We start from the raw sequence: 12,671 nt of genomic DNA on the forward strand, positions 1-12,671 counted from the left end.
GCCTTCACTCCAGGGACGAAAAAGGATGAGCGACAATCTGCTGGTCTTCGCACACGGCAAGGAGAGCGGACCCTGGGGCACCAAGATCAGCCACCTGGCCCGCACCGCGCAGCGCCGGGGCTTCGCGGTCATCAGCCCGGATTATAGTCACACGCACGATCCCGCCGCCCGCATCGCCCAGCTGCTGGCGCTGCAGCCGCAGGCGCAGCGCCTGGTGCTGGCCGGCTCCAGCATGGGCGCCTACGTCAGCGCCATGGCCTGCGCGACACTGAAGCCCCGCGCCCTGTTCCTGATGGCGCCGGCGCTGTACTTCCCCTACCCCGGCTGGGATGCCGAACCCGAGGGCATCCCGGCGCTGTGCAGCGTGGTGCACGGCTGGCACGACGAGATCGTGCCGGTGGAACGTGCGCAGCGCTTCGCGCGGCAGCACGCTGCCGAGCTGCACCTGCTCGATTCCGATCACGGCCTCAACGATCAGCTGGAGATGCTGGACCTGCTGCTGGACCGCCTGCTGCTGCGGGTGCTGATGCAGGCGCCGTGAAGCCCGCGCTGGCCGCCGCCTACGCCGCTGCGCACTACGAGCTGCAGCTGGCCGGGGGTGCGCAGGTCTGCCGCATCGGCCAGCGGCGGGCCGCAATCGAGCGCGCCCTGCGCCGCGCCGGCTGCCGCCGGCAGTGGGTTCTGATCACCGCCAGCAATCCGCGCTCGCGCCGGCTGTGCGAAAGCCTCAACCGTCAGCGCCAGCGCGCGCTGGCGCAGGTGCTGCATCGGCACGGCTGGCGCTGCGTGCCGGCACAAAGCAGCGCAGACGACGGCGACTGGCGCGAACACGGCTTTGCGGTTTTCGATGTGCCGCTGCACGCAGTGAAACCACTGGCCCGCCGCTACGGCCAGCTGGCCCTGGTCGGCGCGCGGCTGGGCCGGGCGCCGCAGCTGCATTGGCTGTAAGCCCGCCGCGCTTCAGCGCGGCTCCAGTCGCACCCGCCGGTAAGCGGCATTGGCCTGCTCGTCCTCGACCTGCTGCCGGAACTGTTGCGCATCCAGCGCCTGCAGCTGGTACTGATGCGGCGGATGATCGATATCGCTGGCGGCTTCTTCCTTCCAGGGCAGTAGATACAGGCCCACCGCGGCTTCACGATCACCGACAATCACCGTCTCCATCTCCGGCGCCTTCGCCGGTTCGGCGGCGAGCGCGGCGAGCGGCAGCAGCCCCGCCGAGAGCAGCAGCAGGGTTCTCATGGCCCCGCCCCCGCCACCACGCGATTGCTGGGCGCCGCGCCTGCCAGCTCGATCTCCTTGATCCAGACCGTGACCATGGGCTGCGCCTGCGCGCCGGCGTATTGCTGGTACAGCCGGTACTGCGACAGCGCCTGCTGCGGACGATGCAGCGAAAGCTCGTAGAGAATCGCCAGGTTCAGATAACTGGGGGCGTAATCGCGGCGCACGCGCTGCGCCTGCTGGTAGGCCTGCTCGGCGCGCGTGTAGTCGCCCGCCTCGCGGTACAGACCGCCCAGATAGTTCAGCGCCACCACATTGTCCGGGTTGCGCTGCAGCGCCTGCGCGAAGCTGGCGATGGCGGCGTCGCGGCGCTGCATTTTGCTGTAGAGAATGCCCAGATCGGTGTAGGGCCCGGAAAACTGCGGGTAGTCGCGACACAGTGCCTGCAGCGCCGCGACCGCCGCTTCCCGCTGGCCGTCCTGCATCAGCTTCAGCGCCGCCTCGAAGCGCGTCTGCGCGGCAGCCATGGTGCTCCCGGCCGCCGGCGACGCCGGCGTGGCGGCTTGTGGCGCGGCGGCGCGCGGCGGCGCATCGCTGCGCAGCGGCGGCGTGCTGCAGGCGCTCAGCAACACCGCGCAGAGCAGCGGCAGCAGACGATCATCAACGCAGCGCTTCATAACGCTCCTCGCGCAGTTCGCGCTTGCCATACAGCGCCGGCGCCAGCTCGGCGAGCTGCTGCGCGCTGCGATGCACCCAGTCGTTCCATAAACCCTCGCTGATGCGGCGCAGATTGGCCTCATGCGCGGCGATGGACTTGCGCTCGAACGGATCGGCCTGCTCTTCCAGCAGGATCTGATACTGCTCGGCGGCATCACCGGACAGCTGCGCCGGTTTCTCCGAAGCCAGCAAGGCGCGGCCGAAGTCGCGGTAGACGGCGCCGACCTCATAGCTCGCGGCGCTGCTGACTTCCGCATCGCCATAAGCGGCGGCGCGCAGCAGGCCCTCGATGGCCGTCTGCGTGGCCTGCTTGCGCGCCAGCAGGCTGCGCGCCAGCGGCTCGCTCAGCGGCAGGCTGCGTGCCTTCGCCGCGTCCAGACGGGCCAGCTCCAGACTCGCCAGCGCCGCCTCGTGCTGCGAGCCGGCGCTGCGCGCCGCCGCGTCCACGGCCACGATCTCCTGCAGCCAGTGCCGGTAGGCGGATTCATCGTGCGTGAAATCGCGTGCCAGATCGGCCAGGTGCCGCCGCGCATCCAGCCCGCGCTGCGCGTCCTGCGGATAGCCGGCCACATAGTTTTCATAAGCGCGGACTGCCGCCGGCTTCAGGCCCGCGCGCTCATAAAGCTGGGCAGCCTGCCAGGCCGCCTGTTCGCGCAGCGGCGTCGCGGTCGCGGCCTGCGCGGCGACGCGCGCATAAGCCTGCGCGGCGGCGGCCGGCTGCTGATCCTGCTCATAGGCAAAGGCGAGCTTCTGATCCACCTCATCGCTCAAGGCATGCTGCGGATAGCGCTGCCGGAAGGCTTCCAGCATCAGCAGGGCCGCCGTCCAGTCCTTCAGCGCTATCAGCGCGGCGGCGGCGTCGTAGTCGGCGGTGGCGGCGATGCGGCTGCCGGGCGCCAGGCGGTTGACGCGGGCAAACGCCGTGGCCGCCGCGCGCAGATCACCCCCGCTGCGCGCCGCCTCGCCCTGCCGGTAGATGGCCGTCGCCAGATGCTCGATGAACTCGCGGCGCCGCGAAGGCTCCGCCGTGTTCTGCTGCAAGGCCTGCAGATAGGCCTGCTCCGCCGCCGGATAGTTCTGCGCCGCGTACTGCGCATCGGCCACCACCGCCAGCAGCTCGCTGCGCTGGCCCGGCGTCAGCGCCCGTGTGCCGGACAACACGCGCTGCGCCAGGGCCAGGGCGCTGGCGTCCTCATGTAGCTCGTAGAGATCCTGCGCGCTGCGCGTCATCACCGCCGCCCATTGCGGATGCTGCGGGAAGGCGGCATCCAGGCGCTGCGCCGCCGCCAGCGATTCGCGCAGCGCGGCGGGTCGCTCGCTGGCCGCGACCTCCTGGGCCAGACGCTGGTAAGCCTGCACCGCAGCCAGCGCCGCCTCCGGCGCGCGGGCATCGGGCTGGTCATAAGCCGCGTGCAGATACTGCCCGGCCGCCGCGCGCGTCTGACCGCCATCGAGCAGCGCATCGGCGTACAGCAGCCGGATGGCAACGCGTTGCGCGGGGTCCTCCTGCAGCTGCAGAAGACGCGCATACGCTTCCGCCGCCTGGGCGAAGGCCGTGCGTCGCGCCGTGTCTTCGCCCGGCGGCAGCTGCTGCGCCTGCGCGTGGTAATAGCGCCCCAGCTCATCCAGATGCTGGCGCAGGGCCTGCATCACCGCCGCAGCGGGCGCCTGCCCCTGCCAGTACGCCGCGCCGGGAAAATACTGCTGCACATAGCGCGCCTGCGCCGCACGCAGCGGTTCGCCGAAACCACCCTCGCGATAAGCGCCGATCACCCGCTGCTGGAAGGCCGGCGCCAGCGCATGCAGCGGATGGCGCTCGATGAAAGCCGTGTAGACCAGGGCCGCATCGCTGTAGCGACGCTGCGCCAGCAGACTCGCGCCCAGCGCGTTGTAGAGCAGCGTGGCATAGCGCGGCTCACCGTGTGCGGCGAAGTAGCGGTTCATCGCCGTGCCGCCGCCAAGCGCGGCAAAGCAGACGCCCGCGAGGCGCAGCGATTCGCGCGCAAATTCCTGCTGCTGGGCCGCCAGTGCATCGAGCACCGCCGGCTCCTCGCTGGCGCCCGGCGGCAGGCTGCGGTCGAGAATCGCCAGGAACACGCCCAGCGCCGGCTCGTACTCGTTCTGCCGGTACAGACTCCAGGCGTATTTGTATTGCGCGATGCCGAAGTACGGCGCATTGCCGGCGGCCTGCGCGCCGCGCGCGACGATGGCCGCGTACTGGCTTGCCGCCTCGGCATAGCGCTGCTGCGCGTAGAGCAGCTCGCCGGCGCGCAGCTGGGCATCGGCCAGCAGCGTCGATTGCGGATGGCGCGCTGCGATCTGCGTGAGCGCCGTCAGTGCCTGCGCGTTGTCACCGGCCAGCTGCCAGGCGCGCGCCAGCTGATACAGGGCCAGATCATTGGCCGGATCATCCGGCAGCTCGCGCAGCAACTGCTGGTACAGGGCGATGGCGCGCCGCAGTTGCGGACCATCACCCTGTTCGCCGACGTCCGCCAGCCACACGCGCAGATAGGCGGCGCGGCGCAGCGCTTCGGCGCGCAGCGCGGGCGGCGCCTCCGGCAGCTCGATCAGGGCATCGTATTCGGCGATGGCGCGCTGCAGCTCGGCCTGCTGCGGCGCCGAGGGCGTCGCGCGCAGGATGCTGGGCGTCATCACGATCAGATGCCCGTTCCGGCTCAGACCATTGTTCTGCGTGACGCTGCCGACGGTGGACTGCGGCTCGGCGCCGCGCGCCTGGCCTGCGCTCAGGATCACCGGCAGCAAGACGGGGAGCAGGCGCTTCATGGCGCGGCTCCATAGCTGGGTGCACCGGGCAGACGGTCATTGGCGCGGGCCAGCGCGAAGTGCGCTTCGGCCAGGTACACCTGGCTCTGTGCATCCAGGCTGCGCAGCCAGCGCTGCGCCAGCGGTGCGAAGCGCGCGTCCTCTTCCCGCAGCCGCGCCTGCAGCTGCGTCTGCATGGCATCGACCTCGCCGAGCAGGGTGCTGGCCTGCGCCTCCGAACTCGCGCGCAGCCGCTCGGCATCCTGCGCCAGCGCCCGGCTGATCGCCGCCGTGTCGCGATGCGCCTGCATCGCCGCCGCCAGCGCCGCATCGCGACGCATCAGGCGCAGCGGCACCGCTTCCTGGTCCTCGCGCCGATCCACCAGCAGCCGCGACCAGCCGCCATCGCGATCCCCGTCACGCGCATCCAGCAGCGCCAGCAGCTCGCCGCTGTCGAGCTGGGCCTGCGCCGCCGCCAGCCGGGCCCGCAGCGCCTGCAGCTGCACGATGGCGCGCTGGTAATACTGCAGCGCCTGCTCATGCGCGCCGAAATGATCCAGGGCATAGGGCAGCGCGAGCATGCCCTCCTGCACGGCGGGATCGAGGGTGTCACGGCCGATCAGTTCTTCCCAGGGCACCAGCGCCCGACGGATGTCCTCACCGCGCTCGCCTTCGGCCACCGCCTGCCGGTAGCGAAACGGCGTCAGCCGCCGCGCCTGCGCCACCGCATCCTCGCCCACCGGCCGCAGCGACACCGTCGCCTCGCGATCCTGCGCCGCACCCGCCGCGCCGCGCGGCAGCAGATAGGCCCAGCCCAGGGCCAGCAGCGCCGCGTTGTCGCAAGGTCCGGGACTGCGGATGCGCTGCAGCCGCGCGATCGCCTGTTCACCGCGCCGGGCGCGCAGATCGCGGTACGCCAGGCTGAGATTGGCCTGATCACGCAGCGCCAGGGCCAGCTCGCTGCGCAGCGGCTCCTGGTTCAGCTGTTCAAGCTGGGCTTCGGCGCCGCTTTCATCTGCGGCCAGTGCGCTCAGCGCGCGCTGGTAGCGCGCGAGCAAGATGCCGTCGTGGTCCGGGGCCGCAGCGGCGTTTGTGGCCGAGGGCACGCTGTTCTGCATCTGCAGCAGGCGGCGCTCGGCCTCGGCCGCAAACGACTGGCCGCTGGCGTCCAGGAACGCGGCGTAACGCTGGCGGGCCTCGCTGCGGGCATCGGCATCTTCCAGGCTGCGCAGCCGCAGACGCGTCGCCGCGAAACTGCCTTCCTGCGTCAGCACCAGCTCCAGCACGCCATCCTGCGCCGGCAGGGTCAGCGACTGCTCCAGCACCGTATCGATGGCCGCTTCGCGATTCTGGCTGCCGGGCTCGCGCGCCACCGCATGAATGCGCAGCTGGTGCCGCCCCGCCGACAGCGCGTCCAGCGGCAGACGCTGACGCATGCCTTCGCGCAGCGCTGCCGCCTCGATCTCGCTGAAGCGATAGCGCTGCGCCGGCACCTGATCGACGAAGACTTCAATCAGGCGCAGCTCGGGCTGCAGCTCCGGTGCCGCTACATAGAGCACCGCGCCGGGCGCATGCATCTGCTGCCAGCGCAGCACCTGCGCGTGCAGGGACGCGGCCGCGTCGGCCAGCGCTGCATCCGGCTGCGCCGCTGCGCCGGCGCTCTGCACCAGAACCAGCACGCCAAGCAGCAGGCGCCAGCGCGAGACGATGAACAGGCGCATGCTCAGGAGCCGTGCCGGTCCAGCACGTAGAACAGCAGCATGGCCAGCGGCACGCCCTGCGCCAGCAGGGCGATCACATTGGTGATGTAGGGGAACAGCAACGAGGCATCAGACATGGCGACTCCGGGCAACCCGCTACGGGGCGGGCGCGAATGGTCGCGGGCGTCATTGGCCGCTTGAATGATGGAAGTCGTCTGCGACTTCCTGATCCGAACTTTTGCAATCAGAGCCGGGGCCGGTTACTGCCAGCCCGCTGCTCAGGTCCGCGTGGCGAACCCGAGCAGCGGGCGCATGGCAGTCTCAAACCCCAAGCAGGAATTTTTTTGCAAGCCTTGTGCCACAGCCTCAGGCGCGCGCCACCGCACGCGCCGCCTCACCCGGCCAGCCGCGTGCGGCGAGGTAGGCCGCCGGATCGGCCGGGTCGAGCACCGGGCCGCGGATGAAGCGCGAGCTGACCGTGGTGCCATCGGCGCCGATCACCACGTAGCCGGCCCCTTCCGTCACGCAATCCACCGCCGGCCCCGGCATGCCCAGCGCGCGTGCGGCATCGCAATAAGCCTGCATGTCGCAGACGGAGGAAGTGAGTGCGGCCAGCGACAAGGGCTGCTGCCATTGGCGCCAGCGCAGCATCTGCAGCGCGCACCACATCAGCTGCGAGCGGCGCGGAAACGCTTCCAGACCGGACACGAAGCGCGGCGCGCTGCCCACGCCCTGCCCGCGCAGCACCGCTTCGATCCAGCTCTCCGGCACCGCCACCACCTGCAGCTTGTGCAGCAGCTGCGTGAGCTCGCGCGCGACATTGCGGCCGCTCAGCTCCTGCAGGGCGGCGAGAATCGCGGCAATCATGGCGCGATGCGTCTGCGGAAACAGCTGCGCCCATTCCCGCGTCACGCCCAGGACTTTCTCCGCGCCGCCGTCCCAGATGCGGCTGGTCGGCGTCACGGCAAAACCCAGTCCGCCCTTCACCGCCGCCGTGTTCCAGGGTTCACCCACGCAGAAGCCGTCCACCGCGCCGGATTCCAGCAGGCGCACCATCTGCGGCGGCGGCGCCACGGAATATTCGATGCCGGGATGGTCTTCGTCGATCCCGCCCAGCGCCAGCCAGTCGCGCAGCAGATAGTGATGCATGGAAAACGGAAACACATAAGCCAGACGCAGACGGCCGCCGCAGCGCACGTAATCGGCCACCGCCGCGGCACTGACCGTGACCTCCATGTTTTCCTTCAGGCCGATGCGCGCCGCCATGCTGCGCGAGAAGGTGATGGCCGAACCCCCTTGCGACAGACACAGGCCGGTGACCATGGGCACGCCCACGCCGTCGGCGCCCAGTGTCGCCGCCACCGGCATCGGTGCCAGGCACTGCGCAGCGTCCAGCGCGCCATAAGCCAGGCGATCCCGCAGGCTCGCCCAGGACACTTCGCGCACCAGTTCCACATCCAGGCCCGCCGCGCGGAAGTAGCCGCGATGCGCGGCCCAGAGCAGCGGCGCCGAATCCAGCAGCGGCATGTAGCCGATGGTCAGGCTGCTGATCTCCGGCCGGAACGGCAACATCACATTCATCAGTTCTCCTCCCGCGCGCCGCTGTCGGCGTCGAGCAGTTCGGCGGCGGCCAGCACCGTGCGCGCGGCCTCGCCGATGGTCACGCGCCGCGTCATCGCGCTCTTGCGCAGCAGCGCGTAGGCCTGCGCCTCGTCGAGCCTGCGCAGCTTGGCCAGCAGCGACTTGGCGCGCTCCACGTCACGACGGTCGGCCAGACGCGTGCGCATCTCGTCGAGTTCATTGCGCAGTTTCTGATGCTCGCGAAAACGCGCGATGGCGACATCGAGGATGGGCTTCAGGCGATGCGCGGCCATGCCGTCGACGATGTAGGCCGAGACACCCGCGCGCACCGCCTGCGAGATGGTGTCGGGATCGGCATCGCGGGCGAAGAACACGATGGGCCGCGGCACCTGCAGCGTCACCGCGGCGCAGTTGTCGAGCACGTCGCGCGCGGGATTGTCCATGTCCACCAGAATCACGTCCGGCCGCACGCGCCGCACGGCGGTGAGCAGGTCTTCGCTGGCCGACAGCCGCGCCACCACATCGTGACCCAGTGCCAGCAAGGCCTGCGTCACGAAGGCCGAACGCGCCGTATCGTCATCCACCAGCACCACACGCAAACGATCCGCGCGCGCCAGTGCCGGTTTTCGTGGACCGCTCTGCAAATCCGATTTGCCGCTGTAATCAGTCGCCACTCGAAGCCCCCCGCTGCCTGCAATCCTTGCGACAGCCATTCAGTGCTCCGTTTGACCGGGCACTGCTGCTATTTAAGAGTCAGCGGGAAAGCGAAAGCCGTGCCAGCACCGGTTACAAGCATTAACTCACTGATTGCGGTGAGAATGCGAACGTATTGCAAAAAGCCCTGGCACTGCTTCAGTGCACGGTGCAGACCATGCAGGGATCAAAAGAGCGCACGATGTGCTGCACCAGCACCGGATCTTCTTCGCCGGCGGCCATCGGCACACCCACCAGCGCCTGTTCCAGGGCACCGGGAACGCCCTGCGCATCGCGTGGGGAGAAATTCCAGGTGGTGGGCGCGATGATCTGGTAATTCGCGATGCGGCCTTTGTGCACGCGCAGCCAGTGGCCGAGGCTGCCGCGTGCGGCTTCCACCAGGCCCACGCCCTGCGCCTCGATCGGCATCTTGGCGAAGGCGCAGTAAGGCTTGTCGGACTGCAGCGCGCGCAGCCAGTCCTCCATGGCCAGCAGCACGCGCGCGATTTCCAGCAGACGGGCAATCACCCGCGTGGCGACACTGCCGCCGCCGCGCGCCACCAGATCGCGGATCAGGCTCTGGCCATCCACCAGCTGCCGCGCCAGCGCGCCCACCTCCATCACCTCGCCATTGAGCCGGGGCGCCTTGCACCAGGAATAGGCGCCGGGACGGTTCTCATCCGGATGCGTGCGACCTTGCGCGGGCGGCAGGCTGAGCTTGTCGCCCTGCATCCAGCTGTGCGAGATGTCCTCGGCAATCGCCGCCAGATCCAGGCTGCGCGCCGCGCCCCGGTCCCAGACCCCGCGCGCAAACAGGCGCTCCTGCTGCAGCGGATAGGCGCCGTAGCTCAGATAGCGTTCACTGCCGCGGCCCACCGCGTACAGATCCAGCTGCTCGGCCAGATGCAGGAAGGTGCGCAGATCGCTCTGGTGCCAGGCCGCCTGTGCGCGCCAGGCCTCCAGCTCCTCGCGACTGCTCAGCGCCGCGATGCGTTCCAGGCTGTCGCCGTAGAGTCTTTGTTCGAGAAAGCGCCGGAACTGCGCCAGCAGCGCCAGCAGGCGCAGACGCTCGCCAGGCTCCACCGCACGCGAGCTGCCGCCCGGCTGCAGCGTGAGGGTATGCGGCCACTTGCCGGCCAGCGTGCCCATCAGATGCAGGAATTCGGCGCGCGCGCGCAGCACCTCGGCGGCGGCGCTGCCGCTCAGGGCGCGAAAACGCGCGGCCACGTGTTCATGCCAGGGCCGCGCGGCATAAGCCTCGCGCGCGAAGTCGGGCATGAAGAACAGATAGAAGTGCGAGAGATGGTCGGCAAGATTCTCGCTGGCCAGAATCAGGTTGGTGACCAGCTCGCCGTTGCGCGGCATCTGCAGCTGCATGGCGTCGGCCAGCGCGGCAGCGGCGGCCATCGACTGCGCCACCGAGCAGATTCCGCAGATGCGCGGCGTGATCACCAGCGCATCGCTGGGCGCCTTGCCTTCGAGTATCTGCTCGAAGCCGCGAAACAGCGGCGAATTGACCTGCGCCGCCACGATGCGCTCTTCGCGCACCGCCAGATGCACCTCCAGATCGCCTTCCACGCGATTGAAGGGCCCCAGTGTGATCTGTCTCATTTAGCTCTTAGAACCTGTCCGTGAATTGCGCGCGTCTGCGACCGAGCTCGTTTTGCCGCAGGGCAAGGCGGCAGACGCGCCGCTTGGGATTCCAAGCCAGCGGCTGCCAACGCCGCCCTGCGGCCCCAGTAGTCCACCGGGGGCCCCGTCCCTTCGGGTTGCGCCGAAAATCGCACCGTGCGGCGTTGCGAAACTTGACCTTGGCCCCGTCAATCGCTTTTGGGCCAAGGCCTGCGTTTCGCGCCTTGCCCGGCGCGATTTTCGGCAGCAATGCAGACGTGCGCAATTCACGGATAGGTTCTCAGTCTTCCGGGCGGTGGATCGCGGGCGGGATGATCGCGCGCGGCTGCACTGCGTTGAGTTTGACGCGCTTGGGGGTCGCAGCCTTCGACAGGGAGGCCAGCGTCACGAACCAGGCCTTGGGCATGTCGGCGGGCAGGCCGATGGGAATGCCGGCGATCTTCGGCGTCACCGCAAAGGCATGGCCGGGTTCTTCGAAATTGGGCGCCGTGCAGTTGATGCAGGCATAGCCACCGCGCGTGCAGGAGCCTTCACCGTTCCACAGGCGCGTGTTGCAGTCGCCATGCGCCTGGGTGCCCTTGCAGCCCAGATGCTCCATCATGCAGCCGATATCGGAGGCCTTCTCGGCGCTGGCCTTGAATTCGTAATACTCATTGCGCGTGCAGCCGTGATGCACCAGCTGGTCGGCATACATGCGCGGCCGGCCCAGCGCGTCCAGCGCATCCTCGTCCAGCTCCCGCAAGGCCAGTGCTGCCAGGGTGTCGATGACCCAGCCCGGATGCGTGGGACAGCCCGCGACATTGATCACGCGCAAGCCCTCTTTCGAGCGGTACTCGGCGCCCAGCGCGCCGCCCAGCTGCGCGCCGTCGTACTGCAGGCCGCAGGCGTCGGACGGGTTGGCACCGGCGGCGGTGACGCCGCCATAGGCCGCGCAGCTGCCGACCGCCACGGTATAGCGCGCGCGTGCGGCCAGGCTGCGCACCCAGTCCAGCATCGGCCGGCCGCTGCCGCCGAACAGATGGAAGCGGCCGCTGCCATTGGGCCCCCGCAGCAGCGAGCCTTCCACGCACAGCGCATCCAGGGCCTGCTCACCGGACTCGATGCGCGCCAGCAGCGCCAGCGTCTCGCGCCCGGACGCTTCGCTCAGGGAGGGATGCCAGAGCAGATCGATGCCGAAACCATCCAGGGTCGAGAGCACGTCCGGCGATTCGGCGCAGAGCAGCGACATGGTGCAGCCACCGCAACCCCCGGACTGCAGCCAGAGAACCTTGAAACGCTCATTCATCTTTTTTCTCTCCCCCGGATCTTTGGAGGTGAGCGTGGAGCCAGGACCAGTCCGCCGCGTCTCATCGCCCACATCTCAGCTCTCAGCAACAAGCCTCACACGCCACGATCATACGCTCACCGCACCGCCTTCAGCGGCACATGCGGCAGCAGGCCCGGGCCCTTGTCGAGCATGAACTCCCAGAACGAACGCGCGCCCGGGCCCAGCTCGTGATCGGCGCGGCGCACCAGCAGCCAGTGGCGGCGGATCGGCAGGCCCTGCACATTGAGAATCACCAGGCGTCCGGCACTGAGTTCGGCTTCGATGGTGTGCGCGGAGATCAGCGTGATGCCCAGGCCCGCAATCACCGCCTGCTTGATGGTCTCGTTGCTCTCGATCTCCATGGCGATGTTGACGCGCTCGCTCTTGATGCGGTCGGCCAGCAGCTCGAACACCGCCCGGCTGCCGGACCCGATCTCGCGCACCAGAAAGCGTTCACTGGCCAGATCGGAGAGCGCGATGCGGCGGCGCTTGGCCAGGGGGTGATCGGTCGAGGCCGCGATCACCATCGGATGCTCGCCGATGATGCGGTGCTCGGTGGGAAAGTCGCTGCTGGGGCGGCCCATGATCGCCAGATCGACCTTGTAATCACGCAGCGCGCGCATGATCTCGTCGCGGTTGCCGATCACCAGACGGATCTCCACGCCCGGATACTGCTGGCCGAACACCGCCACCGCGCGCGGCGCGAAATACTTGCCGGTGGAGACCACGCCCAGCGCCACGCGCCCGCCGCGCACCCCGCGCAGCACATCCATCTGCTCCACGCAGCGCTTGATGACGGTGTCCACCTCCTCCACCGCCGCCAGCATGGTGTGCCCGGCCTCGGTGGCGATCAGTCCGGCGCTGGTGCGGCTGAACAGCTTGATGCCCAGTTCGTCCTCCAGCTGCTTGAGGCGCGCGGTCAGCGCCGCCGGCGTCACATGCATCTCGCCGGCGGCGCGCGTGATGGTGCCGCAGCGCGCGATCACCGCCACGGTGCGCAATTGCTTGAGGGTCAGATTGGCCATGCCGCGATCTTCAAATATTCCTTAATGCCGGGCAAT

Annotated in this window: 11 protein-coding genes; 2 read left to right on the top strand and 9 right to left on the bottom strand. The window is 69.2% G+C overall.

Features of this window, described 5'->3' with window-relative positions:
* The first annotated feature begins 25 nt into the window (after positions 1 to 25).
* The gene (locus BMY12_RS05760; protein WP_093283293.1) at positions 26 to 541 is read left to right on the top strand and encodes a YqiA/YcfP family alpha/beta fold hydrolase; all 516 of its coding nucleotides are present in this window, start codon (positions 26 to 28) and stop codon (positions 539 to 541) included.
* The gene (locus tag BMY12_RS05765; protein ID WP_093283295.1) at positions 538 to 948 is read left to right on the top strand and encodes a DUF3293 domain-containing protein; all 411 of its coding nucleotides are present in this window, start codon (positions 538 to 540) and stop codon (positions 946 to 948) included. The genes BMY12_RS05760 and BMY12_RS05765 overlap by 4 nt, the downstream gene beginning before the upstream one ends.
* 12 nt (positions 949 to 960) lie before the next feature.
* On the opposite strand, the gene BMY12_RS05770 is transcribed toward BMY12_RS05765, so the two are convergent.
* From BMY12_RS05770 to BMY12_RS05805, 9 genes are all read right to left on the bottom strand, one after another.
* On the bottom strand, positions 961 to 1,239 hold the full coding sequence (locus BMY12_RS05770) for a hypothetical protein (protein ID WP_093283297.1): 279 nt from the start codon (positions 1,237 to 1,239) through the stop codon (positions 961 to 963).
* Positions 1,236 to 1,895: a tetratricopeptide repeat protein gene (locus BMY12_RS05775; RefSeq protein ID WP_177188864.1), complete on the bottom strand. Its 660-nt coding sequence runs from the start codon at positions 1,893 to 1,895 to the stop codon at positions 1,236 to 1,238. Before BMY12_RS05775 ends, BMY12_RS05770 begins: the two co-directional genes overlap by 4 nt.
* Positions 1,879 to 4,719 carry a tetratricopeptide repeat protein gene (locus BMY12_RS19905; protein WP_143068855.1) on the bottom strand — a complete coding sequence of 947 codons (2,841 nt, stop codon included), beginning with the start codon at positions 4,717 to 4,719 and terminating at the stop codon, positions 1,879 to 1,881. Before BMY12_RS19905 ends, BMY12_RS05775 begins: the two co-directional genes overlap by 17 nt.
* Positions 4,716 to 6,419, bottom strand: a complete 1,704-nt coding sequence (locus BMY12_RS05780) for a hypothetical protein (protein ID WP_093283302.1) — start codon at positions 6,417 to 6,419, stop codon at positions 4,716 to 4,718. Before BMY12_RS05780 ends, BMY12_RS19905 begins: the two co-directional genes overlap by 4 nt.
* Positions 6,420 to 6,764: 345 nt before the next feature.
* A complete protein-coding gene (locus BMY12_RS05785) occupies positions 6,765 to 7,979 on the bottom strand; it encodes a CmpA/NrtA family ABC transporter substrate-binding protein (protein ID WP_093283305.1) in 1,215 nt (404 codons plus the stop codon).
* Positions 7,979 to 8,653 carry an ANTAR domain-containing response regulator gene (locus tag BMY12_RS05790; RefSeq protein ID WP_245732378.1) on the bottom strand — a complete coding sequence of 225 codons (675 nt, stop codon included), beginning with the start codon at positions 8,651 to 8,653 and terminating at the stop codon, positions 7,979 to 7,981. Before BMY12_RS05790 ends, BMY12_RS05785 begins: the two co-directional genes overlap by 1 nt.
* A 178-nt stretch (positions 8,654 to 8,831) precedes the next feature.
* A complete protein-coding gene (locus tag BMY12_RS05795) occupies positions 8,832 to 10,283 on the bottom strand; it encodes a nickel-dependent hydrogenase large subunit (RefSeq protein ID WP_093283307.1) in 1,452 nt (483 codons plus the stop codon).
* 301 nt (positions 10,284 to 10,584) lie between these two features.
* The gene (locus BMY12_RS05800) at positions 10,585 to 11,589 is read right to left on the bottom strand and encodes an NADH-quinone oxidoreductase subunit B family protein (RefSeq protein ID WP_093283310.1); all 1,005 of its coding nucleotides are present in this window, start codon (positions 11,587 to 11,589) and stop codon (positions 10,585 to 10,587) included.
* A 116-nt stretch (positions 11,590 to 11,705) separates the two neighbouring features.
* Positions 11,706 to 12,635 carry a LysR family transcriptional regulator gene (locus tag BMY12_RS05805; RefSeq protein ID WP_093283312.1) on the bottom strand — a complete coding sequence of 310 codons (930 nt, stop codon included), beginning with the start codon at positions 12,633 to 12,635 and terminating at the stop codon, positions 11,706 to 11,708.
* Positions 12,636 to 12,671 lie beyond the last annotated feature (36 nt).

Origin of the sequence: Solimonas aquatica (assembly GCF_900111015.1) — a bacterium.
GTDB lineage: Bacteria > Pseudomonadota > Gammaproteobacteria > Nevskiales > Nevskiaceae > Solimonas > Solimonas aquatica.